Below are 25,638 nucleotides of genomic sequence, written 5' to 3' on the forward strand. Positions count from 1 at the left end.
CCCGGACGGGGCGTGCGCCGCCGGTCGGCGGCGGTGCTCGCGGCCGCGCGGCGACGCGGTCGCGCCATGAGCGCTACAGTGTCCAGCATCACAGTGTGTGCCCGCTCTCACAGTGGGCCTGCCGCTCTCGGAAGGAAGCCGCTCGTGGACCACGCCGTCGAATCCGTCAACGCCGTCCTGGAGGCGGTCTCCGCGTTTATCTGGGGGCCGTTCCTGCTCATTCCCCTGCTGTTGCTCTCGGGCGTCGTGCTGACGGCACGGTTGGGGTTGATCCAGGTGCGGCGCCTGGGTCCCGCCCTGCGTCTGGGGCTGCTCAAACGCAGCGACGACGCGGGCGAGGGTGACATCTCCCAGTTCCAGTCGCTCACCACGGCGCTCGCCGCGACCGTCGGCACGGGCAACATCGTCGGCGTCGCCACGGCGGTGGGTATCGGCGGCCCCGGCGCCCTGTTCTGGATGTGGGTCACCGGCACGACGGGCATGGCCCTGAAGTACGCTGAGTCGTTCCTGGCGGTGCGCTTCCGCACCACGGACGCCGCCGGCGAGAAGTCCGGCGGTCCGCAGTACTACCTTGAACGCGGCATCCGCGGCCCGCTGGGCAAGACCCTCGGCGTGCTCTTCGCGGTGTTCGCGTCGCTGGCCTGCTTCGGCATCGGCAACATGACGCAGGGCAACTCGATCGCCACCAACATGGAGGCCTCCTTCGGCGTGGCCCCGTGGCTCACCGGTGCGGTGCTGACGGTGCTCACCGGCGTCGTGCTGCTGGGCGGCATCAAGTCCATCGGCAAGGTCACCGCCGCGTTCGTCCCCGTGATGATCGCCCTCTACATCGGCTCGACGCTGTTCATCCTCGCGGTGAACGTCGCCGAGATCCCCGCGGCGTTCGCGCTGATCTTCTCCGATGCATTCACGGGTACGGCCGCCGCCGGCGGCTTCGCCGGATCGACCCTGGCGCTCGTGGTGCAGATGGGCATGGCACGCGGGATGTTCTCGAACGAGTCGGGCATGGGTTCGGCCGCCGTCGCCGCCGCCGCCGCGCAGACGACTCATCCGGTCCGCCAGGGTCTGGTCTCGATGACCCAGACCTTCATCGACACGATGATCGTCGTGACCTTCACCGGCCTGGCCCTGATCACGACCGGCATGTGGCGCCAGGGCGAGGAGGCCGCCGCGACCATGACCGGCCAGGCGTTCAGCACCGGCCTGCCGGGCGAGTGGGGTCACATGATCGTGACTCTGGGTCTGCTCATGTTCGCCTTCTCGACGATCCTCGGCTGGTCCTACTACGGCGAGCGCAACGTCGAGCGTCTCTTGGGGCGGTCGGCCGTGCCGGTGTTCCGCGGCATCTTCACCCTGGTCGTCTTCGTCGGATGCACCCAGGAGCTCACGCTCGTGTGGAACGTCGCCGACATCATGAACGGCATGATGGCGCTGCCGAACCTGATCGGCCTGGTGCTGCTCTCGGGCCTCATCGCCCGAGAGACGCGGGCCTACCTGCGCCACGACCCGTCGCTGCGGGCCAGTGCCGCCGACGTCGAGCGGTTCATGGCGGACGATCCGGGCTATCGGCAGTGGCGTGAGGCGGAGCATGCCTCGCCGTCGGTGCCGGGCACGGCGTGAGCAGATCGCGGCGGCGTAGGGTGGGGCGCATGAGTGACACGCAGCAGGACTCAGGGTCCATCCGCGTCGCCGTGCTCGGCGCGCACGGTCGCATGGGCCGCCGTGCCGTCGACGCCATCTCGGAGGCGGCCGACATCGAGCTGGTGGCGCGGCTCGGTTCCTCGGATCGGCTGGATGCGGCTCTCGACGCCGGCGCCACGCATGTGCTGGACCTGACGGTGCCCGAGGCATCGCCGCAGAACGCGGCGTTCGCGGTCGAGCACGGTCTGCACGCGGTCATCGGCACCTCGGGTTGGGACGCCTCGCGCCGTGAGCAGCTCGTCGCGCAGCTGGGGCAGAGCCCGCGTGTCGGTGTGCTGATCGCCCCGAACTTCTCGCTGGGCTCGGTGGTGGCCAGCGCCGTCGCGGCCAAGGCCGCACGCTGGTTCGAGTCGGTCGAGGTCGTCGAGCTGCACCACCCGGACAAGGCCGACGCCCCCTCCGGCACTGCCGTGCGCACGGCCGAGCTGATCGGACAGGCACGCGCCGAGGCCGGCGTGCCCGCCTCGCCCGATGCGACACGTCATGACCCGCACGGTGCGCGCGGTGCGGTCGTCGACGGCGTGCACGTGCACGCGGTGCGCCTGCGCGGTCTGCACGCCCATCAGGAGGTTCTGCTGGGCGGGCCCGGCGAACAGCTCACGGTCCGCCACGACGCGTTCGACCGCGGCGCCTACATGCCCGGGGTGCTGCTGGGTCTGCGGGCCGTCGCCTCGCACCCGGGCCTGACCTACGGGCTGGACGGATACCTCGACCTTGACTGAGCGCCACGCCCCACTCCACGGTCCCGGTGAGCGTCCGGACAGCGTCCCCACCGACCAGACGGCGGCGCCGCGGCCGCGTCCGGGGCTGAGCAAGCTCGCGGTCGCCGCCGTCACCGCGCTGATGCTGTTCTTCAGTGTGTTCGCGGTGTTCTCCGCGATCGGCTTCCTGCAGGCACCGCAGCCGATCGCCAAGACCATCGGCGCGGCGGTGCTCGTGATCGTCTCGGTCGGACTGTGGACGCTGTGGCGCGAACTGCGCTTCGGGCTGATCAGTGAACGCATGGCCCGCGTCCTGGACGCCGAGGACGGCCTGCCCGTCGACGATCTGCCGCGCTCGCCGGGCGGGCGTATCGACCGCCAGGCCGCGGACGCGCAGTTCGAGGCCTACCGCAGCGAGGCCGAGGCCCGTCCCGAGTCGTGGCGTGCGTGGTATCGCCTGGGACTGGCCTACGACGCCTCCGGGGACCGACGTCGGGGCCGCGCCGCGGTGCATCGGGCCTCGCGGCTGTTCACGGCGCAGCGCCGGGCCTGAACGAATGTCGGGCCGGAACGGGGGGCCGACCAGGGGCCACGCCTCGCGCGTCGAGCGGTGCGCGAGTGGCCGACGGGTAGGGTGGGGCGCATGACTGAGCTTGAGCCTCGACCGATCTCGCGCACCGCCGACCCCGTGCTGGGCACGATGGTGCCGGCCATGGTCACGCCCATGCACGATGACGGCTCCGTCGACCTCGACGCGGCGCAGTCGCTGGCGACCCACCTGGTGGACCGGGGGGCCGACGGGCTCGTCGTGACCGGCACGACGGGGGAGACCTCCACACTCACCGATGAGGAGAACCTGGAGATGTTCCGGGCCGTCGTCGAGGCGGTCGGGAGCCGTGCCGCGGTCATCGCCGGCACCGGCACCAACGACACCGCGCACGCCCGGCACCTGAGCATTCAGGCGCAGAAGCTCGGCGTGGACGGGCTGCTGCTCGTCACTCCGTACTACAACAAGCCCAGTCAGGCTGGCATCGCGGCTCACTTCCGCGCCATCGCGGACTCCGTTGACCTGCCGATCATGCTGTACGACATCCCGGGACGCTCGTCCGTGCCGATCGCAGCGCGCACGATCGTCGACCTGGCCGAGCACCAGAACATCGTGGCGCTCAAGGACGCCAAGGGCGATCTTCAGTCCACCACCACGGTGCTGGCGAAGACCGACCTGGACGTCTACTCGGGCGACGACGGCGCGACGCTGCCGCTGATGGCGCTCGGCGCCGTCGGCGTGGTCTCCGTCTCGGCGCACATCGCGCCCGCCCTCTACCGCACCCTGGTCGACGCGGTCCGCGCCGGCGACCTCGAGACGGCCCGCGCGGCCCACCTGGCCCTGGACCCCGTCCAGCGCGCCGTGATGGGCCACCTGCAGGGCGCCGTCGCCGCCAAGGCCGTGCTGGCCGCCCAGGGCCTGATCCCCACAGCCGCCGTGCGGCTGCCGCTCGTCACCGCTGAGGCGGACGAGCTCGACGACATCCGCGCCGACCTCGCTGAGGCCGGCATCACATTCTGAGCCGGAGCGCTCAGCGACATCGAAGGACCCACCACATGACTCCAGGCACCAGCCTGTCCACCCCGCCCAAGCTCAAGCCCGGCACGTGCCGCATCGTCCAGCTCGGCGGCCTCGAAGAGGTCGGCCGCAACATGGTCACGTTCGAGATCGACGGCAAGATCCTGATCGTCGACTGCGGCGTGCTCTTCCCCGAGGAGCACCAGCCGGGCGTCGACCTGATCTTGCCGGACTTCGACTACATCCGGGACCGCATGGACGATGTGGTCGGCATCGTGCTCACCCACGGCCACGAGGACCACATCGGCGCCGTGCCCTATCTGCTGCGCCTGCGCGATGACATCCCGCTGATCGGCTCGAAGCTGACCCTGGCCCTGATCGAGGCGAAGCTCGAGGAACACCGCATCCGGCCGCGCACCAAGGTCGTCGCCGAGGATGACGTCATGCACCTCGGCCCGTTCGAGTGCGAGTTCGTCGCCGTGAACCACTCGATCCCGGACGCGCTCGCCGTCGCGATCCATACCGACGCCGGCAGCATCCTGCACACCGGCGACTTCAAGATGGATCAGCTGCCGCTGGACGGTCGCATCACCGACCTGCGTGCCTTCGCTCGCCTCGGCGAGGAGGGCGTGGACCTGTTCATGACGGACTCGACCAACGCCGAGGTCCCCGGGTTCACGATGACCGAGAAGGAGATCGGGCCGACCCTCGAGCGCTACTTCGCCGGCGCGAAGCAGCGGATCGTCGTCGCCTCGTTCTCCTCGCACGTGCACCGCGTCCAGCAGGTGCTCGACGCGGCCGTCAAGCACGGCCGGAAGGTGGCCTTCGGCGGCCGGTCGATGATCCGCAACATGTCGATCGCCGCCAAGCTCGGCTACCTCAACGTCCCCGAGGGCACCCTGGTCGACATCCGCAAGATCGACAAGTATCGCGAGGACGAGGTCGTCCTGATGGTGACCGGTTCTCAGGGCGAGCCGATGGCCGCGCTGTCCCGCATGGCCAACGGCGACCACCAGGTGCAGCTCGAGGAGGGCGACCTGGTCGTCCTGGCCTCCTCGCTGATCCCGGGCAACGAGAACTCCGTGTTCCGCGTCATCAACGGTCTGATGAAGCTCGGCGTCGACGTGGTGCACAAGGGCATGGCCAAGGTGCACGTCTCCGGTCACGCCTCGGAGGGCGAGCTGCTGTACTGCTACAACATCGTCGAGCCGTACAACGTGATGCCGGTGCACGGTGAGAACCGGCACCTGATCGCCAACGGCCGCATCGCCGAGAAGACGGGCGTGCCGAAGGAGAACGTGATCATCGCCGCCAACGGCTCGGTGGTGGACATGACCGACGGAGAGGTCTCGATCGTCGGCGAGGTCGAGTGCGGGTACGTCTACGTGGACGGCTCCTCGGTCGGCGAGGTCTCGGACGCGGACCTGAAGGACCGCCGCGTGCTCGGTGAGGAGGGCTTCGTCTCCGTGATCACCGTCGTCAACCGCCAGACCGGCAAGCTAGTCTCCGGCCCGGACATTCACGTGCGCGGCGTCGCCGAGGACGACAAGGTCTTCGACGGCATCAAGCCGAAGATCGTCAAGGCCCTCGAAGAGGCCGCGGACTCGGACAAGGAACACACCACGCAGCAGCTGCAGCAGGTCGTGCGCCGCACCGTCGGCAGCTGGGTGAACCGCAAACTGCGCCGTCGGCCGATGATCGTGCCGGTGGTGCTGGAGGCCTGAGCCCCACTCACCGCTTCCTGCGAGCCTGACGCCGCCCGATCGCACCGTCGACACGGGCGGCGTCGTGCCTGCGGGAATTCGCCGTGTTCGAGGGTGTGCGGAGCGGCCCGGTACCGTTGGTCCCATGGCGACCCGTACTTCCCCCGCGCGTTCGTCGTCCTCCTCCGGTAAGCGGACCGGCGCGTCCGGCTCCCGAGGCAAGGGCGCGTCCACTCGTTCCACACGTTCCACCGGCGACCGTTCCGCCCTGCACGAGGAACGGCCGCCTCTGGCGTTGCGCGCCGTGCACGGGGCCTGGATGACCGCGGCCACCCCCGTCGGTGGGGCGATGCGCAAGCTTGGCCCCGATGTGCAGATACCCCGGGAAGAGCGGCGCGACGGCACGGGCCTGCTCTTGCTGCTCTGCGCGGCGCTCGTCGCGGCGGTCGAGTGGTGGGGGCTGCGCGAGACGACGGGATTCGGTCGCGTCGTCCACGCGGTCGTCGCCGGCACGATGGGGTGGTTCGCCTTCCTGCTGCCGTTCGTCCTGCTGATCGTGGCGGTGCGCTGCTTCCGCTATCCGACCCACCATCGCTCGAACGGTCGCATCATCATCGGGCTGCTCGCGGCGACCGTCGCGGGCGCCGGCATCGCCCACCTGGCCGCCGGGATGCCCTCGGCGGCGGAGTCCTTCCAGGACATGTTGGGAGCCGGGGGCATGCTGGGCTACCTCGCCACGAGCCCGCTGGCCTCGCTCGTGACGACCGTTCCGGTGTGGGCGCTGATGATCGCGCTCGCGTTCTTCTCGGTCCTGGTGATCACGGCCACGCCCGTCGGACAGATCGGTCAGCGGCTGCGCAGCGGGTACGTGTGGCTCACCGGCCAGGATCCCGACGCCGCGGCCGAGCGCGCCGAGCAGCGGCGCCGAGAACGGCAGATGCGGCGCGAGGAGCGGGCGGAGGCGCTCGAGGACGAGCGCACCCATCCCGACCACGATCAGTCCTATCTGGACACCGGCTCCCACGCCGCGGTGCCGCCGCGCCGCCCGGGGCTGTTCGCGCGTCTGTTCGGTCGCGCGGACACCGACCGACAGGCGCCGGCCGGGCGAACCGAGCGTGAGGCCTATGAGACCCCGCTGGTCGCCGACGACGAGGCGACCGTCGCGCTGCCCCGTGAGGACGAGGCGACCACCGCCGAAGTCCCGCGTCAGCGTCCGCGTCGTCGCCGCGGCGCCGAAGTCGTCGACGCGTCCGGGGACTTCGTCGACGCGGAATCGGCCGGATCGGGATCCCACGCGGCCGGACAGGACGCCGGGGCGCAGAACACGGCCGAGGGAGCCGACGACGAGTCCGCCGCGTCCGAGCCGGCCCTGCCGCCGGGGGTCAAGCGCCCGACGGCCGCCGATCGCGCTCTCGAACAGGTCCGGGCACGCGCCGCCCAGAACCGCCAGGACGAACCCGAGTCGTCGGGAGAGAACGCGGCCGGTGCGCCGCTCGAGCAGCGCCCATCCGGTTCTTCCGTGGCCTCCGTGAACCGTCCGGAGCCGGTGCCCGAGGTGCCGGCCGCCCCGGCCCGCACCGAGCAGCTCGAGCTGGGCGGCGACGTTACCTACGCGCTGCCGCAGTCGCACCTGCTGCCGCAGGGTCCCCAGCCGAAGGAGCGCTCCGAGGCCAATGACCGGGTCGTCGCGGCCCTGGACAACTGCTTCGCCGAGTTCAAAGTGGACGCCCACGTCACCGGCTTCTCGCGCGGACCCACGGTGACCCGATACGAGGTCGCTGTCGCCTCGGGCACCAAGGTCGAGAAGGTCACCGCCCTCGAGAAGAACATCGCCTACGCGGTGGCGTCCTCGGACGTGCGCATCCTCAGCCCGATTCCGGGCAAATCCGCGATCGGCATCGAGATCCCGAACACGGACAAGGAAGTGGTGGTGCTCGGCGACGTTCTGCGCTCGCAGGCCGCGCAGCGCACCGACCACCCGATGGTGATGGGCGTCGGCAAGGACGTCGAGGGCGGCTACGTCGTGGCGAACCTGGCGAAGATGCCGCACATGTTGGTGGCCGGAGCGACCGGCGCGGGCAAGTCCTCGTTCGTGAACTCGATGATCACCTCGCTGCTGATGCGTGCCACGCCGGACGACGTGCGGATGGTCATGGTCGACCCGAAGCGCGTCGAGCTGACCGCCTACGAAGGGGTGCCGCATCTGGTCACCCCGATCATCACGAACCCGAAGAAGGCGGCCGAGGCGCTGCAGTGGGTCGTCAAGGAGATGGACACTCGGTACGACGACCTCGCGGCGTTCGGGTTCAAGCACATCGACGACTTCAACAAGGCCGTGCGGGCAGGCTCCGTGACTCTGCCGCCAGACTCGAAGCGGGTGCTGCGCCCGTACCCGTACCTGCTGGTCATCGTCGACGAGCTCGCGGATCTGATGATGGTCGCCCCGCGCGACGTCGAGGACGCGATCGTGCGCATCACGCAGCTGGCGCGCGCCGCGGGCATCCACCTGGTGCTCGCCACTCAGCGCCCCTCCGTCGACGTCGTGACCGGCCTGATCAAGGCGAACGTGCCCTCGCGCATGGCGTTTGCGACCTCATCGGTCACGGACTCGCGCGTCGTGCTGGATCAGCCGGGCGCGGAGAAGCTGCTCGGCCAGGGCGACGCGCTGTTCCTGCCGATGGGCAAGTCGAAGCCGATGCGCGTGCAGGGCGCGTGGGTCAACGAGTCGGAGATCCACGCGGTCGTCGAGCACGTGAAGTCGCAGATGCAGGCGCAGTACCGCGACGACGTGGTACCGGAGAAATCCGAGAAGGTCATCGACGAGGACATCGGCGACGACCTGGACGTGCTGCTGCAGGCCGTCGAGCTCGTGGTGACGACGCAGTTCGGCTCCACCTCGATGCTGCAGCGCAAGCTGCGCGTGGGCTTCGCGAAGGCCGGTCGTCTGATGGACCTGATGGAGTCGCGCGGGGTCGTCGGCCCGTCGGAGGGGTCCAAGGCCCGCGATGTGCTCGTCAAGCCGGACGACCTCGCCGACGTGCTCGCCACGATCAAGGGCGAGACGCCCCCGTCGCAGCAGGCGCAGTCGGCGCCGGAGGCCTCGGCCGGCGGCGGTGACGCACCGTCGGCGGCAGCGGGGCCGCGCGATGCGGTGGCCGAGCAGTACGACGGCGTACCCGAGGCGCAGGACTGGGCCGACGGGTCTGACACGCAGGACTCCGACGACGCATGGGAGCTGACCGGACGATGAGCGCACACCACGACGAGCAGGACGCCCGGGGGAGCGTGTCCTCGTGGAACCTGCCGAACATCCTCACCGCCGCGCGCATCGTCATGGTCCCGTTCTTCGTGTGGGCGTTCGTGCTTGGCGGCCCCTTCGGCCAGGACTCGCTCCTGGCGCGCTGGGTCGCGTTCGGTCTGTTCGCCCTGGCGATGTACACCGACAAGCTCGACGGGGACATCGCCCGGGCCCGGGGGCTGGTGACGGACTTCGGGAAGATCGCCGACCCGATCGCCGACAAGCTGCTCACGGGTGCCGCGCTCGTCGTGTTCTGCCTGCTCGGTGAGCTGTGGTGGTGGGTGACGATCGTGATCCTCGTGCGTGAATGGGGCATCACGCTGATGCGCCTGATCGTCATCCGGTATGGAGTGATGCCCGCCTCGAAGGGCGGCAAGCTCAAGACCGTGCTGCAGGCCGCCGGCATCGGCCTGCTGCTGATGCCCCTGGTCCCCGTGCTGGGTGACTGGTGGGCGTGGGTCGGCTGGGCCGTGATCGGCGCGGCCCTCGTCGTGACGGTGGTGACGGGCATCGACTACGTGCGGCAGGCGGTCGTGCTGCGCTCGCAGGCGCGGGACGCGAGGTGAACGGGGTGATGGGTGCCGAGGTGTCGGCGCGGACGCTCGTGAACACCCTGACCTCGCGAGGCCTTACCCTGGCCACGGCGGAGTCGCTGACCGCGGGCCTGGTGGCAGCGACCATCGCCGACGTTCCCGGTGCTTCGGCGACGCTGCAGGGCGGGACCATCGCCTACCACTCCCGGGTCAAGCACGCGGTCCTCGGTGTCGAGGCGGAGCTGCTGGCTGAGCGCGGGGCGGTGGACGAGGACGTCGCGCTCGCGATGGCCGACGGCGCACGGCGTCTGTACGGCGCAGACCTCGGGGTCGCGACGACGGGGGTGGCCGGGCCCGAACCGCACGAGGGCAAGCCGGTGGGGACCGTGGTGGTGGCGGCGACGGCGGACGGGGCCGGACAGGCACGCAGTCTGCGCCTGAGCGGCGCGCGCGCCGAGATCCGGGCGGCGACGGTCAGCGCGTCCCTGGCGCTGCTGAGCGAGCTGGTCGACGCGCTGCCTCGGTGACCCGGAGCCCACGGCGTGGTGCTTCGGAGCGTGAGGGGTCCCGGGCGCGCATCACGGTCCGGTCACGGAACGAGAGCGGGGAATGAACGGCCCGGCAGCCGGGTTGAGACAGGCGAATCACGCACCCTCGACGGCCAGTCGACTGTCAGGGAATGCTCAGGAGGGAGCGATACAACTGTGAACAGGCAGCCCGTCCAGGACCACGGCATCACCCGGTGGGTCGAGGACCGTCCGGTCCGGCACACGACCGCGGCGTCCACGCCCGATGCGACCAAGGAGCACCACATGCCCACTCTTCGTCATGAGATCGGCGACGTCCTGCGAGACATGCGCCAGCGCCAGGGTCGGACCCTGCGCGAGGTGTCCCACGATGCTCGGGTCTCGCTCGGCTACCTCTCGGAGGTGGAGCGCGGCCAGAAGGAAGCCTCGTCGGAGCTGCTGGCCTCCATCTGCGCGGCACTGGACGTGCCGCTGTCCACCATGCTCCGCGAGGTCTCCGACCGCGTGGCCGAGCAGGAAGGCGTCATCGTCCCGGACACCGTGCCGGATGAACTGACCGTCGGGCTCGAAGGTGAGACGGGCTCGGTCGACCTGAGCACGCTGGCGGGGCGCTGAGTCTCAGCACCGTGCCCGATACGGCGCCCCGTCTCCGCTGGAGGCGGGGCGCCGCTGTGTGGGAGACGTCGGTGAGCGCGACGCGGCAGGAGAGGATGAATGCGACTGAGTGAGTTCCACCGGCTGGTCGACGAGGAGTTCGGCGGCGGCCGAGGGTCGATGATGGTGGACAGCCTGCACTTGCCCGGGCTGCACTGCACCGCGGCGGAGGCGTTGCGAGCGGGGATCGAGCCGCGGCGCGTGTGGCATGCCCTGTGCGATCTGAATGAGGTGCCCGAGTCTCGTCGCCTGGGCCGGGACATGCCGCCGAAGCCGTGATCGGCGCCGGCGTGCGTCCGCGATGCGGCGACGCACCAGGTTCGAACATGTGTTCGACGGATGGGGTAGGCTCCTGCACAGCAGGTCGGAATCGGTGTGCCGTCCGCATCGCCGTGGACCGTCGGTATCGTCTCGGCGCGTCGACGTAGGGTCGGGAACCGAACGACGGCAGGTCCGTCTCCCGGGCACGCGCTCGGGGCATGCCTGCCGACTCGACCAACACAGCTGACCATCACACCTAGGGGTGAACCATGAGCAACGGCACTGATCGCGAGAAGGCCCTCGACGCGGCCCTGGCCCAGATCGACAAGCATTTCGGCAAGGGCTCGGTCATGCGGCTGGGTGACCAGTCGATGCAGCCGGTGGAGACCATCTCGACCGGCTCGGTGGCGCTGGACGTCGCCCTGGGCGTCGGTGGCCTGCCGCGCGGGCGCGTCGTCGAGATCTACGGCCCGGAGTCCTCGGGCAAGACCACGGTGGCCCTGCACGCGGTGGCTGCTGCGCAGCGCAACGGCGGCATTGCGGCGTTCATCGACGCCGAGCATGCGCTGGATCCGGTCTATGCCCGCAAGCTCGGGGTGGACACCGACGCCCTGCTGGTCTCTCAGCCGGACACGGGCGAGCAGGCGCTCGAGATTATGGACATGCTGGTCTCCTCCGGATCGCTGGACATCATCGTGGTCGACTCGGTAGCTGCTCTGGTGCCGCGCGCCGAGATCGAAGGCGAGATGGGTGACTCGCACGTCGGACTGCAGGCGCGGCTCATGTCCCAGGCGTTGCGCAAGATCACCGGTCGGCTGTCCAGTTCCAAGACGACCGCGATCTTCATCAACCAGCTGCGCGAGAAGATCGGCGTGTTCTTCGGCTCGCCGGAGACCACCACGGGCGGCAAGGCGCTGAAGTTCTACGCCTCCGTCCGCATCGACGTGCGGCGCATCGAGACGCTCAAGGAGGCCGGCAACCCGGTCGGCAACCGCACGCGGGCCAAGATCGTCAAGAACAAGATGGCCCCGCCGTTCAAGCAGGCGGAGTTCGACATCCTCTACGGCGTGGGCATCTCTCGCGAGGGTGGTCTGATCGACATGGGCGTTGAGGAAGGCATCGTCAAGAAGTCCGGTGCATGGTTCACCTACGACGGTGACCAGCTGGGCCAGGGCAAGGAGAACGCCCGCCGGTTCCTCCGGGACAATCCGGACTTGGCGCTCGAGATCGAGCAGCGCATCCGCGTCAAGCTCGGCATCGAGCCGGATCCGAACGCCGAGGCCGAGGAGGGCGGCGACGAGCCCGCGCTGAAGGCCGTGTCGGCCGAATCCTGAACTGGTGACGGGCATGTCCGAGCGCCACGAGGCAGGAGCCGAGCCTCAGGGGCCGCGTCGGGGTCGGGGACGCCGTCGCGGCGACCCGGAATGGGGTGACGCCGTCTGGATCGACCCGCCGGCCTCCTCGGACCTGTTCGTCCGCCGGAGCCCACAGGACGATGACCGGACAGCGAACGCCGCGGGCGAGGGCCGCCGGACGGGGCGTCGCCGTGCGGCATCGACGCCGCGCCAGGCGCAGTCTGACGGCCAGGCGCAGTCTGACGGGCAGGCATGGTCGGACTGGCAGGAGCAGGCCGAGTTCGCTCGGAACGTCGCCCTGCGGCACCTGACGGGTGCACCCCGAACCAGGCACCAGCTCGAGGAGCGCCTGGCGGACCGGGGTGTCGAGGCGGAGGTCGCCGCCGAGGTGTTGGACCGGCTCGAAACCGTCGGCCTCGTCGACGATCGTGAGTTCGCCCGGATGTTCGTGCGCGCCAAGCATGCGGGCCGGGGGTTGGCCCGCAGCGCTCTGCGTCGCGAGCTGGCCCGCACCGGTGTCGAAGGAGAGGCGGCCGAGCAGGCCCTCGAGCAGGTCGACGATCAGGCGGAGCGCCGCACCGCCCGCGAGCTCGTCGAGAAGAAGGTCCGCGCCCGACCCGTGCCGACCGGCGGCTCCGCCGTGGAGCGTGCCGAGCGCGACAAGCACGTGCGCCGCCTGGTCGCCATGCTCGCGCGGCGCGGCCACGCTCCGTCGCTGGCGTTCGCCGTCGTGCGTGATGTGATCGACGCGCAGGACGCCGACTGACCCCGAGGCCATGCCACTAAAATGCGGTGGATGACCACGCCTGACCTCACCGCCGCGGACCGTGCTGACGTTGCTGTCCGCGCCGACCCGCAGCCGCACGCCGGCCTCACCTACCAGGTGCGCACTTTCGGCTGCCAGATGAACGTCCACGACTCCGAACGGATCTCGGGTCTGCTCGAGTCCACCGGCTATGTCCCGGCCATCGAGGACCAGGAGCCGGACCTGGTCGTGTTCAACACGTGTGCGGTCCGCGAGAACGCCGACAACCGGCTCTACGGCAACCTCGGCAACCTGCGCTCGGTCAAGGAGAACCATCCGGGCATGCAGATCGCCGTCGGCGGCTGCCTCGCTCAGAAGGACCAGGACGTCATCGTCGAGAAGGCACCCTGGGTCGACGTGGTCTTCGGCACGCACAACATCGGTTCTCTGCCGGCGCTGTTGCAGCGTGCCCGTCACAACGAGCGCGCCGAGGTCGAGCTGCTCGAGTCGCTCGAGGTGTTCCCCTCGACGCTGCCCACCAAACGTGAGTCGACGCACTCGGCCTGGGTGTCCATCTCCGTCGGCTGCAACAACACGTGCACCTTCTGCATCGTCCCGTCGCTGCGCGGCAAGGAGAAGGACCGCCGTCCCGGTGAGATCCTCGCCGAGATCGAGGCGCTCGTGGCCGACGGGGTCGTCGAGGTCACCCTTCTGGGTCAGAACGTGAACACCTACGGCATCGAGTTCGGCGACCGCGGCGCCTTCGCCAAGCTGCTGCGCGCCTGCGGCAACATCGAGGGCCTCGAGCGCGTGCGCTTCACCAGCCCGCACCCGGCGGCCTTCACCGACGACGTGATCGACGCCATGGCCGAGACTCCGAACGTCATGCCGCAGCTGCACATGCCGCTGCAGTCGGGCTCGGACAAGGTTCTCAAGGACATGCGCCGGTCCTACCGGTCGGCGAAGTTCCTGCGCATCCTCGACAAGGTCCGCGAGCGCATCCCGCACGCCGCGATCACCACCGACATCATCGTCGGCTTCCCGGGGGAGACGGACGAGGACTTCGAACAGACCATGAGCGTCGTGGAGTCCTCGCGGTTCTCGGCGGCCTACACCTTCCAGTACTCCATTCGCCCCGGCACCCCCGCCGGCCAGATGCAGGACCAGGTGCCCAAGCCGGTCGTGCAGGAGCGCTTCGAACGTCTCGTGACCCTGCAGGACCGCATTGCGGCGGAGCAGATGCGCACCCTGATCGGCACGCGCCAGGAGCTGCTGGTGACCGAGGCCGCCGGCACCAAGGCGGCAGAAACCGGGCGTCTGGCCGGTCGTGCTCCGGACCATCGGCTCGTGCATTTCTCGGTGCCGCAGGGCGCCGAGACCCCGCGGCCGGGAGACATGGTGAGCGTCACGGTCACGGACGCGGCCGCGTACTTCGCGATCGCCGACCCCAATGCCGAGGACTACCGGCTGCGGCGCACCCGTGCCGGCGATGCCTGGGACCGGGCGCAGGCCGAGACATGCGGCGTCCCCGCCAGCGGTGGCGGCGGGGCGACGAGCCTGGGCATGCCGACGCTGCGCCCGCGGGTCTGACGATGGCCGGCACGAGCGCGCCGTCCCAGCCGGCGCCGCGACGCACGGGCCTGCCCGTGGTGGCCGTCGTCGGGGCCACCGCCACGGGCAAGAGCGCGCTCGCGGTCGGGCTGGCCCAGCGCCTGAACGGCGAGGTCGTCAACGCAGACGCCCTGCAGTTCTACCGGGGCATGGACGTCGGCACGGCCAAGGTCACCGAGGACGAGCGCGGCGGTGTCCCGCACCATCTGCTGGATGTGCTCGATGTGACCGAGGACGTCTCCGTCGCGCAGTTCCAGCACTGGGCCCGAATGGCCTTCGCCGACGTGCGCTCACGCGGCCGGACGCCGATCCTCGCCGGCGGCTCCGGCCTGTACGTCCGCGCCGCCCTGGATGAGCTCGAGTTCCCGCCCACGGACCCGGCCGTCCGTGCCGAGATCGAGTCCGAACTGGCCGAGCAGGGCCGTGACGCCCTTGTGGCGCGTCTGGCCGCGGTGGACCCGGAGGCGGCGGGCAACGTCGCGGACGAGCGTCGCCTCGTCCGAGCCCTCGAAGTGCATCGGCTGACCGGCCGGCCCTTCAGCTCGTTCATGCCCGTCCGCCGTGTCCACCCCGCGGCCGCACCGGTCGTGCAGATCGGGCTGACGATTGACCGCGCCGTGCTGCACGCGCGTATCGAGGCGCGTGTGCACGCGATGGTGGAGGCCGGACTGCTCGAGGAGGTGCGCCGGCTCGATGCCGCCGGCCTGCGCCGCGGGCGCACGGCCTCGGCGGGCATCGGCTACGCGCCCATGCTGGGCGTGATCGACGGTCAGCTGAGCCTCGACGACGCGGTCCAGCAGACGATCGTCGCGACTCGTCGCTTCGCCCGCCGTCAGCAGACGTGGTTCCGGGCCGATCCCCGCGTGCACTGGATCGACGCCCTCGCCGACGACGTGCTCGAGCGTGCCGTCGAGATCGTGGCGACCGCAAACCGAGACCGCTGACCGAGTGTGAGGCCCGGACCATGACGGCGCACGCGGCGGCGCGGTCCGTAGACTGGCCCGCATGAGCCAGACGCGCATGAGCCTGACCGACGCCGCCTCCGGGGTGGCTTTCACGAAAGGGCACGGGACCGGCAATGACTTCGTGCTCATCGCCGACCCGGACGGCAGCCGCGAGCTGACCGCCGAGCAGGTCGTCGCGATCACCGATCGCCACCGTGGCGTCGGTGCCGACGGCGTGATTCGCGCGGTGCCCGCGGACCGGCTGCGCGAGGGCCAGGCCCTGCTCGAACAGGAGCCGGAGGCACGGTGGTTCATGGACTATCGCAACGCCGACGGCTCCGTGTCGGAGATGTGCGGCAACGGGGTGCGGGTCTTCGTGCACTTCCTGCTCGCCGAAGGTCTCGTCGAGGCTGAGCCCGGCCAGCAGGTGGTGATCGGCACCCGCGCCGGCGTCAAGCGCGTCACCTGCCTCGAGCACGGCTACGCGATCGACATGGGACCGTGGAGTTACATCGACGCCGAGCGTGCGCAGGAGTCGGCCTCCGACGCCGTCGTGGCCGCTCACGGTCTGCAGGACCCCCGGCCGGCGCTGAGCATCTCGATGGGCAATCCGCACACCGTGGTCCCCGTGGAGTCCCAGGCCGACCTGCAGGCCCTGGACCTGAGCCAGGCCCCGACCGTCGAGCCCGCTGCGCAGCACGGCACCAACGTCGAGTTCGTCGCCGCGTTCGAGCCGCTGATCCGCGAGGGAGTGGGCCGCATTCGCATGCGTGTGCATGAGCGGGGCGTCGGCGAGACGCAGTCGTGCGGCACCGGGGCCTGCGCCGCCGCGGCCGCGATGCGCGCCTGGGCCGGGTCCGAGGGCTCGGACTCGTGGCTCGTCGAGGTGCCCGGGGGGCTGCTCGCCGTCGACTTCGTGCAGAACGAGGACGGCACCGAGCACGTCGTTCTCGCCGGTGGCGCGGAACTCGGGTTCACCGGCACGATCGGCTGAGGCCACCACCCGGGCCGGCTCCGGCCCGGGAACCGGGTGGCCCGGACCTCACTCGGTACGGGCCACGGTGAGGATCCGGAAGCCCTTGACCGTGTCGGCGCGCTTGACGGAGAACTCTCCCGGGGCCTGCTCCTCGAGCATCGTGCGGATCCACGGCAGCAGTGAGTCCGCGCCCAGGTTCTTCTGTACCACCAGCCAGGCCTGACCGCCGGGGCGCAGCACCGGAAGCCACCGCGTGAGCAGTGCGTGCAGAGCGGGCTTGCCGATGCGAATCGGCGGGTTCGACCAGATCAGGTCGAATCCGGCGTCCTCGGGCACCTGATCGGGCCGCAGAGCCCTCACGTTGTCCGCGCCCGCGGCCCGCGCGTTGTCGCGGCACAGGGCCAGAGAACGCTCGTTGACCTCCACGGCGGTCACCGTCGCCGTGGGCGAGCGCAGCGCCATCGTCAGCGCGAGCGGACCCCACCCCGCGCCGATGTCCAGGAAGGATCCCTCAGCCGGGGGCGCCGGCACCACGGAGAGCAGGGCGCGGGTGCCCTTGTCGATGCCATCGGGAGAGAAGACCCCGTTGGCGGTTTGCACGCGCACCTCACGGTCGGCCAGGGCAACGGTCAGCTCGCGACGTCGCTCCGGCGTGCCGGGGTCGGCGGAGAAGTAGTGGGTGCTGTCGGTCACGGCGTCGATCGTACCGGCGCTGCGGGGAACGCCGCCGGGGGATCGTTGGTCCGGCCAGCCACTACGCTGGAGACCCGGCCCGCCGGACGCGGACGGCACACGCGCCGTCGCCCGCCCGGGCCCAGAGGAGACCATGACTGAACAGAACCACCCCCATGCCGACGGCGACGCTGAGATCCAGGCGGTCATCGACCGGATCCTGGCGGCTCACGGCGCCGAGGACGACACGACCGACGGCTCCGGCCCCGACTCGGACCCGGCGCGTGTGGAGGGGCCCGTCCCCGGCCGCGCCCTGGCCCTGCAGGACGGCGGTGACGGCCACACGCGCTTTGACGGCGACCAGGACGAGCTGGCCGAGCGTCACGCGCTGCGTCGCGTCGCCGGGCTCTCGACCGAGCTGGAGGACATGTCCGAGGTCGAGTACCGGCAGCTGCGTCTCGAGCGGGTCGTGCTGGCCGGCGTCTGGACCGAGGGGACCGCGGCAGAGGCCGAGAACTCGCTGCACGAGCTCGCCGCGCTGGCCGAGACCGCGGGCTCCGAGGTGCTCGACGGCGTCATCCAGCGCCGGGCCACCCCGGACCCGGCGACGTTCCTGGGCAAGGGCAAGGCCGTCGAGCTGCGCGACATCGTCGCGATGACCGGCGCAGACACCGTCGTCGTGGATTCTGAGCTCGCGCCGTCTCAGCGCCGCGCGCTCGAGGACGTCGTGCGGGTGAAGGTGATCGACCGGACCGCGCTGATCCTCGACATCTTCGCGCAGCACGCCAAGTCCCGCGAGGGCCGTGCGCAGGTGGAACTCGCACAGCTCGAGTACCTGCTGCCGCGCCTGCGCGGCTGGGGCGAGTCCATGTCGCGTCAGGCCGGCGGTCGCGCTGCCGGCGGCGAGGGCATCGGCTCGCGCGGCCCCGGCGAGACGAAGATCGAGCTGGACCGCCGCCGCATCCGCACCCGCATGGCGAAGCTGCGCCGCGACATTGCCGGCATGAAGCCAGCGCGCGAGGCCAAGCGCGCCAACCGACGCCGCAACCGGGTTCCGTCGGTGGCGATCGCCGGATACACCAACGCCGGCAAGTCCTCGCTGCTGAACCGGCTGACGACGGCCGGCGTGCTCGTGGAGAACGCCCTGTTCGCCACGCTCGACCCGACGGTCCGCAAGGCGGTCACCCCCGACGGCATCGGGTACACCCTCTCGGACACGGTCGGGTTCGTGCGGAACCTGCCGACGCAGCTGGTCGAGGCGTTCCGCTCGACCCTCGAGGAGGTCGCCGACGCGGATGTGATCCTGCACGTCGTGGATGCCGCGCACCCGGACCCGGAGGGGCAGATCGCCTCGGTGCGCGGCGTGCTGGCGGAGATCGACGCGCAGCGCATCCCGGAGATCGTGGCGCTGAACAAGGCGGATGCGGCCGATCCGACCGTGCTCGCGCGGTTGCGGGCGAAGGAGCCGCACACGGTGGTCGTCTCGGCCCGCACGGGCGAGGGCATCGCCGAGCTCGAGGCGATGATCGCGGACACCATTCCGCGGCCGAACGTGCTGATGCACCTGCTGATTCCGTTCACGCGCGGCGACGTCGTGGCGCGGCTGCATTCGCCGGACGCCGAGATCCTCTCGGAGACCTACGAGGAGGGCGGCACGCGCCTCGAGGTGCTCGTGCGCCCGGACATCGCCGCGGACCTCGAGCCCTTCCGCGTCGAGGACGATCTCGGCCTCGGACGTGAGGTCCCCGAGCCAGGAGGCAGATCGGCATGAGCACGGACGCGGCGGCCCCGCGCACGGACCGGGAACGGGAGGCGCTCGCCCTGCTGGAGTCCGCGGTGCGCGCCACGGGCGGCCAGCACCGAGCGGGCCAGCACCGCATGGTGCTCGAGGTGGCCCGGGCGCTCGAATCGCGTCGGCACCTGCTGGTGCAGGCCGGCACGGGCACGGGCAAGTCGCTCGCCTACCTCATCCCGGCCCTGCAGCATGCGATGGACCAGGAGGATCCGGTCGTCGTGGCCACGGCGACACTCGCACTGCAGGCGCAGATCATGCGCCGCGACGCACCGCGTCTGGTTGAGGCGCTGCGGGACGAGCTGCCGCGCGAGCCCGTGGTCGCGCTGGTCAAGGGGCGTGCGAACTACCTGTGTCGGCACAAGCTCGACGGCGGATACCCGGGCGACGAGGACGCCGAGACCCTGTTCACCACGGCCGATGACGGCGCCGTGGTGGACACGGTCGCGGACGGCGAGTCCGGGCCGTCGACTCCGCTGGGCCGAGAGGTGATGGCCCTGCGTTCGTGGGCAGAGACGACGGACACCGGTGACCGTGACGACCTGGAGCGCCCCGTCTCCGATCGAGCGTGGCGGCAGGTGTCGGTCTCGGCGGTCGACTGTCTCGGTGCGTCGACGTGCCCGGTCGCCGAGGAGTGCTTCTCCGAGCGGGCCCGGGCCGAGGCCGCCGATGCGGACGTCGTGGTGACCAACCACGCGATGCTGGCGTTGTCTGCCTTCGAGGGGCTGGCCGTGCTGCCCGAGTACTCTGCGGTGATCGTCGACGAGGCCCACGAGCTGCAGGACCGGGTCACCGGCGCCGTGACCGGCGTGCTCTCCGGCTCCATCGTGCTCGGGGCGGCCACATCGCTGCGGCGGCACGCGGCGGTCGCGGTCGAGGATCTCGTTTCGGCTGCTGCCGGCCTGGACGCCGCGTTCACGTCCGCGCCGTCGGGGCTGCTGCACGGGGGCGTTGACGAGGCGCAGGAGGCCGCGCTGAACGCCGTGCTCGCGGCGGCGCGCCAGTGCGTGTCCGATCTGGGCGGCGGGAAGGACGCCCAGGACGACGGCGGACGTCAGATGGCCCGCTCCCGGGTGATCGATGTGCTCGAGGTGACCGAGCGGATCCTCGCGGCCCGACCCGAGGCGGACTTCCCCGAGGTCGTGTGGGCGACGCGCCCGGGGCATTTCGAGCCGGGCACCGGGTGGGTTCCCGGCGATGAGGCTGATCCGCCACAGATCTACGTCGCACCGCTGTCGGTCGCCGGCAAGCTGCGCGAGGGTCTGTTCGGCCGCGCGACCACGGTGCTGACCTCGGCGACGTTGACGGTCGGCACGGGGGAGCGCCGGTTCGAGGCGGTGGCCGGTGACGTCGGCCTCAGCGGTCCCGATGCCCCGAGGTACACCGTGCTCGATGTGGGCAGTCCGTTCGACTACCCGCGGCAGGGTGTGCTCTACGTGGCCCGTCATCTGCCCAAACCGGGTCGCTTCGCCTCCGAGGAGTCGCTCGACGAACTCGAACGCATCCTGCAGGCCAGCGGCGGTGGCGTGCTCGGGCTGTTCTCATCGAAGCGAGCCGCCGAGGACGCGGCGGAGGCCATGCGGCAGCGGCTCGGGACCGAGCAGGAGATCCTGTGCCAGGGCGACGGAACGCTCTCCGCCCTGGTGTCCCGGTTCGCCCAGGAACCCGACACCTCGCTGTTCGGCACGATGAGCCTGTGGCAGGGCGTGGACGTCCCCGGCCCGTCGCTGCGGTGCGTGGTGATCGACCGGATCCCGTTCCCGCGTCCGGACGAGCCGCTCTCCGCCGCGCGCACCCGGGACGTCGCCCGGCGCGGCGGCAACGGGTTCATGGCTGTGTCGGCCACGCACGCCGCGATCCGTCTGGCCCAGGGCGTCGGTCGGCTCATCCGCTCGGTGGATGATCGGGGCGTCGTGGCGGTGCTGGACTCGCGCCTGGCGACCGAGCGCTACGGCGGGTTTCTCACCTCCGCCCTGCCGGACTTCTGGCGCACGACGGACCCGGCCGTCGTGTCCGGCGTGCTGCAGCGGCTGCACGCGAGCACCTGAGCTGAGCGCGGGCAAGAATGCGATGCCGCCCGTCGCCGCGGCAGTGAGCGGGTTCAGAGAGAGCGCAGCACCGTGACGACGCGACCCATGATGGTCGCGTGGTCGCCCATGATCGGTTCGTAGGCGGTGTTCTGCGGGAGCAGCCAGGTGTGGCCGTCGCGCTGCCGGAAGGTCTTGACCGTGGCCTCGTCGTCGAGCAGCGCGGCCACGACGTCACCGTTGGCGGCGGTGCTCTGCCGGCGCACGACCACCCAGTCGCCGTCACAGATCGCCGCGTCGACCATCGAGTCACCCGAGACTCGGAGCATGAACAGCTCGCCCTCGCCGGTCAGACGGCGCGGTAGCGGCATCACGTCCTCCACCTGCTGTTCGGCGAGGATCGGCCCGCCGGCGGCGATGCGGCCCACCCAGGGGACCGGCACCGAGTCCGCATCGTCCAGACCGGTGTGCCAGGTGGGCAGGGCCACCACCTCGGCGGCGTCGTCGCCGGGGCCCGAGCGGTCCGCGACGGACTGTGCCTCGGCCTCGGGCGGGCGGGGGGTCTCGGCGGCCGGCCGACCGGCCGCGGTGAGTGGGGTTCCGTCCGCGTCGAGCAACACCTCAAGCGCGCGGGGTCGGCCTGGATCTCGGCGGATGTAGCCGAATCGCTCGAGGCGGCTGAGCTGATGCTTGACCGAGGAGAGGGAGCCGAGCCCGGCCGCGTCACCGATCTCGCGCATGGACGGCGGGTACCCCTTGGCGGCGATCGACGACCGGATCGTTTCGAGGACCGCTGCCTGACGCGGGCTCAGAGCCGGGGTGTGGTCGGCGGCGTCGGGAGTCTCGTGCGGGGCCATGCGGTGTCCAATCGTCCTGCGGGGGCGTGGGTCATCCTGCGTGCCCGTGGCGGGCGGGGACGGGCCGGCCGGGGCTGCGCGGCAGACCTGGCCGTCTCGCGCCGTCCTTAACGTCTCGGGTGCGCCTGATGATCTGGGCCCTGCACGCGGCGCGCAGGGCGTCGGTCAAGCCCGCCGGAGCGGACGTGGTCGATGCCACGACGGTAGCTGACGGCACCGCTGGATTCAAAGATATGTTCGAAGAATCCATGGCGTGTCTCGAACGTGTGTGCTAGAAATGGGATCGAACGAATCGAACACCTGTTCGAATCATGCGCGTCCTCGCGGAGGGCTCCCCGCGACCTCCGGGTCGGGACAAGCGGAGTCCGGCGGGCGCGCACGGAGGGAAAGGCAGTCATCATGACGATCACTCACACCGCCGACATCACCGCTCTTGCCGCCCGTCTGCCGCGTCGTCTCGACCGGCCGACGAGCTCGGGGCGGAACGCCGTGCGCCTGAACCGGCGCGGCCGCTTCGTGCTGCGTGGGCTGCCGCTCATGCTTGCCATGGCCGCCCTCACGGCGTTCGCCCTGTCCGCGCTGAACATCGGGTTCTCGCCCGCAGCGGTCTCCGCCGCCGGATCGGGGGCCGAGCTCGAGAAGGTCGTGGTCTCTCCGGGGGACACACTGTGGGAGGTGGCCGCCGAGGCGGACCCGGACGCGGACCGGTACACCACCATGGAGCGCATCGCGCAGCTGAATGAGCTCGAGGGCGCCGAGCTGCAGCCGGGGACCGAGCTGTTCGTCCCGGCTGGCCGCTGACGTCTCGTCGTGACTTGTGGGTGTCGCCCGCTGCGCGGATTCCTACACTGACGCCATGGATGCACAGGCCACGAAGGCGGCACAGGCCGGGCAGTCGCCGACCGCGAACACACCGAACGACCCGGCATGTGCCGTGACGGTGCACAACGACGGCGGCGTGGCCCCGCTCGACCGGGTACGGCTCAGCGACCTGCCGTTACGGCAGGCCCTGCGCGGTCGCACGCCGTACGGAGCACCGCAGCTCGACGTGTCGGTGCGGCTCAACACCAATGAGAACACCCACCCCGTCCCGCCGGGCGTGGCTGAGGCCATCGCGCAGGCCGTGGGCGACATCGCCACGGGGCTCAACCGGTATCCGGACCGCGAGTTCACCGCGTTGCGCGAGGCGCTGGCCGACTATCTCGGGCACGGGCTCACTGCGGAGGCGGTCTGGGCCGCCAACGGCTCGAACGAGGTGCTGCAGCAGCTGTTGCAGGCGTTCGGCGGGCCGGGGCGTCGTCTGCTCGCGTTCCAGCCCTCATACTCCATGTATCCGCTGCTCGCCGAGGGCACACACACGCAGTTCGTCGACGCGGGGCGGGCCGACGACTTCACCCTGAGCGCCGAGCACGTGGCTGAGTCGATCACCCGGCACGCCCCGCACGTCGTCGTGCTCGCCTCGCCGAACAACCCGACGGGCACCGCGCTCGAGCTCGACGTGGTGGACGCCGCCTATCGCGCCGGGGAGCGGCTCGCCGTGGCAGGCGGACCGGCTCCGATGATCGTCGTCGACGAGGCCTACGCCGAGTTCGCCCGGCCAGGGACACCGTCGGCGCTGACGCTGCTGCCCGGTCGGCCCCGCCTCGTGGTCACCCGCACCATGTCCAAGGCGTTCGCGCTGGCCGGGGCGCGTCTGGGCTACCTCGCCGCCGACCCGGCCGTGGCCGACGCCCTGCGCCTGGTCCGACTGCCCTATCACCTGTCCGCGATGACGCAGGCCACCGCCCTGGCCGCGCTGCGCCAGGCTGACGCGCTGCTGCAGACGGTCGATCAGATCATGGCGCAGCGGGACCGCATCGTGGTCGAGGCCGCCCGGCTCGGTTTGGCGCCCGCCGCGTCCGACTCGAACTTCGTGTTCATCGGCGGCTTCGAGGACGCGTCCGCGGTGTTCGACGCGCTGCTGAGCCGTGGGGTGCTGGTGCGAGACGTGGGCATCCCCGGGCACCTGCGCGTGACGGCGGGCACCGAGCAGGAGGTCGACGCCTTCCTCGAGGCCCTGACGCAGGTTCTCGCCCCGTGAGCGGGCGGTGCGTCGGCGCAGGCCGCGCGTGCGGCGGTCGGGCCGGTGAGAAGCATCTGGCCGGGGAGAACCGCAGGACGGCCGGTGGACTCCGTAACATGGGTCGACGTCGTTCAGCGTCGCGCCCCACCGCGCCCGCACCGACGTCGGACCTCGCCTGAAGGAGAGAGAATGAACGCAGAGCTCATCGAAGGCCGCCGCGCCCGCATCCACCGCACCACCGGCGAGTCCGACGTGCGCGTCGAGCTCGACCTGGACGGCTCCGGCTGCGCCCGCATCGACACCGGAGTGCCGTTCTACGACCACATGCTCACCGCCCTGGCCCGTCATGGGCAGCTCGATCTGACTGTCGCGGCCAGCGGCGACACCCACGTGGACGTGCACCACACTGTCGAGGACGTCGCCATCAGCCTCGGCGAAACGCTGCGCACGGCCCTGGGCGACAAGCGCGGGATCCGCCGTTTCGGTGAGGCCTCCGTCCCCCTCGACGAAGCCCTCGCCCGCGCCGTCGTCGACGTGTCCGGTCGGCCGTACCTCGTGCACGTCGGCGAGCCCGACGGGCAGCAGTACCACCTGATCGGCGGCCACTTCACCGGTTCGCTCACCCAACACGTGTTCGAGTCCCTCGCCGCCCACGCCGGCATCTGCCTGCACATGGATCTGGTGCGCGGCCGCGACCCGCACCACATCGTCGAGTGCCAGTTCAAGGCGTTTGCCCGAGCGCTGCGCGCGGCCGTCGAGGACGATCCGCGCGTCACCGACATCCCGTCGACCAAGGGGGCCCTGTGAACACCGACGCCGTCACCGAGCCGGTCGCCACCGCCGCCTCGGGGGTCGCCCGGCCCACCGTCGCCGTCCTCGACTATGGCTCCGGCAACGTGCACTCCGTGCTGCGTGGCCTCGAGCATGCGGGCGCGGCCGTGTCGCTCACCGCTGACGCCGAGCAGGTGCTCGCTGCCGACGGTCTCGTCGTGCCCGGGGTCGGCGCCTACGGCTCCGTCATGCGCGCCCTCGCCGCGTCGGGCGGCACCCGGTGGATCGGGCGTCGCGTCGCCGGCGGCCGCCCGGTGCTCGGCATCTGCGTGGGGCATCAGGTCCTCTTCGACGCCGGCGTCGAGCACGGCGAGCGCACCGAGGGCATGGGCGAGTGGCCCGGCGTGGTCGAACAGCTGCCCGCCGACGTGCTCCCGCATATGGGATGGAGCACGGTCCGCCCGCCCGAGGACAGCGTGCTGTTCCGCGGCGTCGAGGACGAGCGCTTCTACTTCGTGCACTCCTATGCCGTGCTGGATTGGGAGTTCGACCAGACGATCGCGGCCATGCGCCCGCCACAGGTCACGTGGGCGCACCACGGCGCGGACTTCGTCGCCGCCGTCGAGAACGGCCCGCTGAGCGCCACCCAGTTCCACCCGGAGAAGTCCGGTGAGGCGGGGCTGCGCCTGCTGCGCAACTGGGTGGAGACGCTCTGATGCCGTACTGGTCCGTCCTCTACCTCGGCCTCGGCGGTCTGCTGCTCGGCGGCGCCTGGTCGATGCGCACTCAGAAGGCGCCCCGGTGGGCGATCGCGATCGTGCTCGTGCTGGCCGCCATGGCGATCGCCGCCGCGATGCTCACCCTCGAATGACTCTGGGCCGGCG

The 25,638-nt window shown here is 71.0% G+C and carries 24 protein-coding genes; 22 read left to right on the forward strand and 2 right to left on the reverse strand.

The window, feature by feature from the left end; genetic code table 11:
- Window positions 1–144: 144 nt before the first annotated feature.
- The 15 genes from HDA30_RS01790 to dapF all read left to right on the forward strand — a co-directional run bounded on the left by HDA30_RS01790 (window position 145) and on the right by dapF (window position 16,591).
- A complete protein-coding gene (locus HDA30_RS01790) occupies window positions 145–1,620 on the forward strand; it encodes an alanine/glycine:cation symporter family protein (RefSeq protein WP_343059265.1) in 1,476 nt (491 codons plus the stop codon).
- Between the two features lie 29 nt (window positions 1,621–1,649).
- Window positions 1,650–2,423, forward strand: a complete 774-nt coding sequence (gene dapB / locus HDA30_RS01795; RefSeq protein ID WP_184240930.1) for a 4-hydroxy-tetrahydrodipicolinate reductase — start codon at window positions 1,650–1,652, stop codon at window positions 2,421–2,423.
- 121 nt (window positions 2,424–2,544) lie between these two features.
- Window positions 2,545–2,955: a hypothetical protein gene (locus HDA30_RS01800; RefSeq protein ID WP_246418775.1), complete on the forward strand. Its 411-nt coding sequence runs from the start codon at window positions 2,545–2,547 to the stop codon at window positions 2,953–2,955.
- 90 nt (window positions 2,956–3,045) lie between these two features.
- Window positions 3,046–3,969, forward strand: coding sequence for a 4-hydroxy-tetrahydrodipicolinate synthase (gene dapA / locus HDA30_RS01805; RefSeq protein ID WP_184240931.1), 924 nt, complete (start codon window positions 3,046–3,048; stop codon window positions 3,967–3,969).
- Window positions 3,970–4,004: 35 nt separating this feature from the next.
- A complete protein-coding gene (locus HDA30_RS01810; protein WP_158495576.1) occupies window positions 4,005–5,690 on the forward strand; it encodes a ribonuclease J in 1,686 nt (561 codons plus the stop codon).
- Window positions 5,691–5,814: 124 nt separating this feature from the next.
- Entirely contained in the window at window positions 5,815–8,919 is a 3,105-nt protein-coding gene (locus HDA30_RS01815; RefSeq protein ID WP_184240932.1) for an FtsK/SpoIIIE family DNA translocase, read from the forward strand.
- The gene (pgsA, locus tag HDA30_RS01820; protein ID WP_158495578.1) at window positions 8,916–9,533 is read left to right on the forward strand and encodes a CDP-diacylglycerol--glycerol-3-phosphate 3-phosphatidyltransferase; all 618 of its coding nucleotides are present in this window, start codon (window positions 8,916–8,918) and stop codon (window positions 9,531–9,533) included. The genes HDA30_RS01815 and pgsA overlap by 4 nt, the downstream gene beginning before the upstream one ends.
- An 8-nt stretch (window positions 9,534–9,541) precedes the next feature.
- Window positions 9,542–10,027 (forward strand): CinA family protein, encoded by a 486-nt coding sequence (locus HDA30_RS01825; RefSeq protein ID WP_184240933.1) that lies wholly within the window; start codon window positions 9,542–9,544, stop codon window positions 10,025–10,027.
- A 177-nt stretch (window positions 10,028–10,204) separates the two neighbouring features.
- Window positions 10,205–10,642: a helix-turn-helix domain-containing protein gene (locus HDA30_RS01830; protein ID WP_288818063.1), complete on the forward strand. Its 438-nt coding sequence runs from the start codon at window positions 10,205–10,207 to the stop codon at window positions 10,640–10,642.
- A gap of 99 nt (window positions 10,643–10,741) precedes the next feature.
- A complete protein-coding gene (locus HDA30_RS01835) occupies window positions 10,742–10,960 on the forward strand; it encodes a DUF3046 domain-containing protein (protein WP_184240934.1) in 219 nt (72 codons plus the stop codon).
- Between the two features lie 251 nt (window positions 10,961–11,211).
- Window positions 11,212–12,276, forward strand: coding sequence for a recombinase RecA (recA, locus tag HDA30_RS01840; protein ID WP_158495581.1), 1,065 nt, complete (start codon window positions 11,212–11,214; stop codon window positions 12,274–12,276).
- A gap of 13 nt (window positions 12,277–12,289) precedes the next feature.
- Window positions 12,290–13,063 carry a regulatory protein RecX gene (locus HDA30_RS01845; protein ID WP_184240935.1) on the forward strand — a complete coding sequence of 258 codons (774 nt, stop codon included), beginning with the start codon at window positions 12,290–12,292 and terminating at the stop codon, window positions 13,061–13,063.
- Between the two features lie 30 nt (window positions 13,064–13,093).
- The gene (gene miaB, locus HDA30_RS01850) at window positions 13,094–14,632 is read left to right on the forward strand and encodes a tRNA (N6-isopentenyl adenosine(37)-C2)-methylthiotransferase MiaB (protein WP_184240936.1); all 1,539 of its coding nucleotides are present in this window, start codon (window positions 13,094–13,096) and stop codon (window positions 14,630–14,632) included.
- A gap of 2 nt (window positions 14,633–14,634) precedes the next feature.
- Complete coding sequence (gene miaA / locus HDA30_RS01855; RefSeq protein ID WP_158495584.1) at window positions 14,635–15,597, forward strand: tRNA (adenosine(37)-N6)-dimethylallyltransferase MiaA; 963 nt, start codon at window positions 14,635–14,637, stop codon at window positions 15,595–15,597.
- A 61-nt stretch (window positions 15,598–15,658) separates the two neighbouring features.
- The gene (gene dapF / locus HDA30_RS01860; protein ID WP_158495585.1) at window positions 15,659–16,591 is read left to right on the forward strand and encodes a diaminopimelate epimerase; all 933 of its coding nucleotides are present in this window, start codon (window positions 15,659–15,661) and stop codon (window positions 16,589–16,591) included.
- Window positions 16,592–16,639: 48 nt separating this feature from the next.
- Here dapF and HDA30_RS01865 read toward each other — a convergent pair whose 3' ends face one another.
- Window positions 16,640–17,275: a class I SAM-dependent methyltransferase gene (locus tag HDA30_RS01865; RefSeq protein WP_343059360.1), complete on the reverse strand. Its 636-nt coding sequence runs from the start codon at window positions 17,273–17,275 to the stop codon at window positions 16,640–16,642.
- Window positions 17,276–17,399: 124 nt separating this feature from the next.
- Here HDA30_RS01865 and hflX point away from each other — a divergent pair, with 124 nt between their 5' ends.
- A complete protein-coding gene (hflX, locus tag HDA30_RS01870) occupies window positions 17,400–19,016 on the forward strand; it encodes a GTPase HflX (protein WP_184240939.1) in 1,617 nt (538 codons plus the stop codon).
- Complete coding sequence (locus HDA30_RS01875) at window positions 19,013–21,085, forward strand: ATP-dependent DNA helicase (protein WP_158495587.1); 2,073 nt, start codon at window positions 19,013–19,015, stop codon at window positions 21,083–21,085. Before hflX ends, HDA30_RS01875 begins: the two co-directional genes overlap by 4 nt.
- 53 nt (window positions 21,086–21,138) lie before the next feature.
- On the opposite strand, the gene lexA is transcribed toward HDA30_RS01875, so the two are convergent.
- Complete coding sequence (gene lexA, locus HDA30_RS01880; protein ID WP_184240940.1) at window positions 21,139–21,921, reverse strand: transcriptional repressor LexA; 783 nt, start codon at window positions 21,919–21,921, stop codon at window positions 21,139–21,141.
- 399 nt (window positions 21,922–22,320) lie between these two features.
- Here lexA and HDA30_RS01885 point away from each other — a divergent pair, with 399 nt between their 5' ends.
- The 5 genes from HDA30_RS01885 to HDA30_RS01905 all read left to right on the forward strand — a co-directional run bounded on the left by HDA30_RS01885 (window position 22,321) and on the right by HDA30_RS01905 (window position 25,625).
- A complete protein-coding gene (locus HDA30_RS01885; RefSeq protein WP_184240941.1) occupies window positions 22,321–22,722 on the forward strand; it encodes a LysM peptidoglycan-binding domain-containing protein in 402 nt (133 codons plus the stop codon).
- 55 nt (window positions 22,723–22,777) lie between these two features.
- Complete coding sequence (locus HDA30_RS01890) at window positions 22,778–24,001, forward strand: histidinol-phosphate transaminase (RefSeq protein WP_184240942.1); 1,224 nt, start codon at window positions 22,778–22,780, stop codon at window positions 23,999–24,001.
- 171 nt (window positions 24,002–24,172) lie between these two features.
- Window positions 24,173–24,790 (forward strand): imidazoleglycerol-phosphate dehydratase HisB, encoded by a 618-nt coding sequence (gene hisB, locus HDA30_RS01895; protein WP_184240943.1) that lies wholly within the window; start codon window positions 24,173–24,175, stop codon window positions 24,788–24,790.
- A complete protein-coding gene (gene hisH / locus HDA30_RS01900) occupies window positions 24,787–25,470 on the forward strand; it encodes an imidazole glycerol phosphate synthase subunit HisH (RefSeq protein WP_184240944.1) in 684 nt (227 codons plus the stop codon). Before hisB ends, hisH begins: the two co-directional genes overlap by 4 nt.
- Window positions 25,470–25,625 (forward strand): hypothetical protein, encoded by a 156-nt coding sequence (locus HDA30_RS01905; protein WP_184240945.1) that lies wholly within the window; start codon window positions 25,470–25,472, stop codon window positions 25,623–25,625. The genes hisH and HDA30_RS01905 overlap by 1 nt, the downstream gene beginning before the upstream one ends.
- The last annotated feature ends 13 nt before the right edge of the window (window positions 25,626–25,638 follow it).

It is taken from the genome of Micrococcus cohnii (assembly GCF_014205175.1).
GTDB classification, from domain to species: Bacteria; Actinomycetota; Actinomycetes; order Actinomycetales; family Micrococcaceae; genus Micrococcus; species Micrococcus cohnii.

Coding starts and splice junctions, on each gene's coding strand:
- miaB (WP_184240936.1), top strand. CDS start 13,094: ATGACCACGCCTGACCTCACCGCCGCGGACCGTGCTGACGTTGCTGTC.
- HDA30_RS01810 (WP_158495576.1), top strand. CDS start 4,005: ATGACTCCAGGCACCAGCCTGTCCACCCCGCCCAAGCTCAAGCCCGGC.
- lexA (WP_184240940.1), bottom strand. CDS start 21,921: ATGGCCCCGCACGAGACTCCCGACGCCGCCGACCACACCCCGGCTCTG.
- dapA (WP_184240931.1), top strand. CDS start 3,046: ATGACTGAGCTTGAGCCTCGACCGATCTCGCGCACCGCCGACCCCGTG.
- HDA30_RS01905 (WP_184240945.1), top strand. CDS start 25,470: ATGCCGTACTGGTCCGTCCTCTACCTCGGCCTCGGCGGTCTGCTGCTC.
- dapB (WP_184240930.1), top strand. CDS start 1,650: ATGAGTGACACGCAGCAGGACTCAGGGTCCATCCGCGTCGCCGTGCTC.
- HDA30_RS01875 (WP_158495587.1), top strand. CDS start 19,013: ATGAGCACGGACGCGGCGGCCCCGCGCACGGACCGGGAACGGGAGGCG.
- HDA30_RS01890 (WP_184240942.1), top strand. CDS start 22,778: ATGGATGCACAGGCCACGAAGGCGGCACAGGCCGGGCAGTCGCCGACC.
- pgsA (WP_158495578.1), top strand. CDS start 8,916: ATGAGCGCACACCACGACGAGCAGGACGCCCGGGGGAGCGTGTCCTCG.
- HDA30_RS01835 (WP_184240934.1), top strand. CDS start 10,742: ATGCGACTGAGTGAGTTCCACCGGCTGGTCGACGAGGAGTTCGGCGGC.
- recA (WP_158495581.1), top strand. CDS start 11,212: ATGAGCAACGGCACTGATCGCGAGAAGGCCCTCGACGCGGCCCTGGCC.
- dapF (WP_158495585.1), top strand. CDS start 15,659: ATGAGCCAGACGCGCATGAGCCTGACCGACGCCGCCTCCGGGGTGGCT.
- HDA30_RS01825 (WP_184240933.1), top strand. CDS start 9,542: ATGGGTGCCGAGGTGTCGGCGCGGACGCTCGTGAACACCCTGACCTCG.
- HDA30_RS01815 (WP_184240932.1), top strand. CDS start 5,815: ATGGCGACCCGTACTTCCCCCGCGCGTTCGTCGTCCTCCTCCGGTAAG.
- miaA (WP_158495584.1), top strand. CDS start 14,635: ATGGCCGGCACGAGCGCGCCGTCCCAGCCGGCGCCGCGACGCACGGGC.
- HDA30_RS01800 (WP_246418775.1), top strand. CDS start 2,545: ATGCTGTTCTTCAGTGTGTTCGCGGTGTTCTCCGCGATCGGCTTCCTG.
- HDA30_RS01885 (WP_184240941.1), top strand. CDS start 22,321: ATGACGATCACTCACACCGCCGACATCACCGCTCTTGCCGCCCGTCTG.
- hisB (WP_184240943.1), top strand. CDS start 24,173: ATGAACGCAGAGCTCATCGAAGGCCGCCGCGCCCGCATCCACCGCACC.
- HDA30_RS01845 (WP_184240935.1), top strand. CDS start 12,290: ATGTCCGAGCGCCACGAGGCAGGAGCCGAGCCTCAGGGGCCGCGTCGG.
- hflX (WP_184240939.1), top strand. CDS start 17,400: ATGACTGAACAGAACCACCCCCATGCCGACGGCGACGCTGAGATCCAG.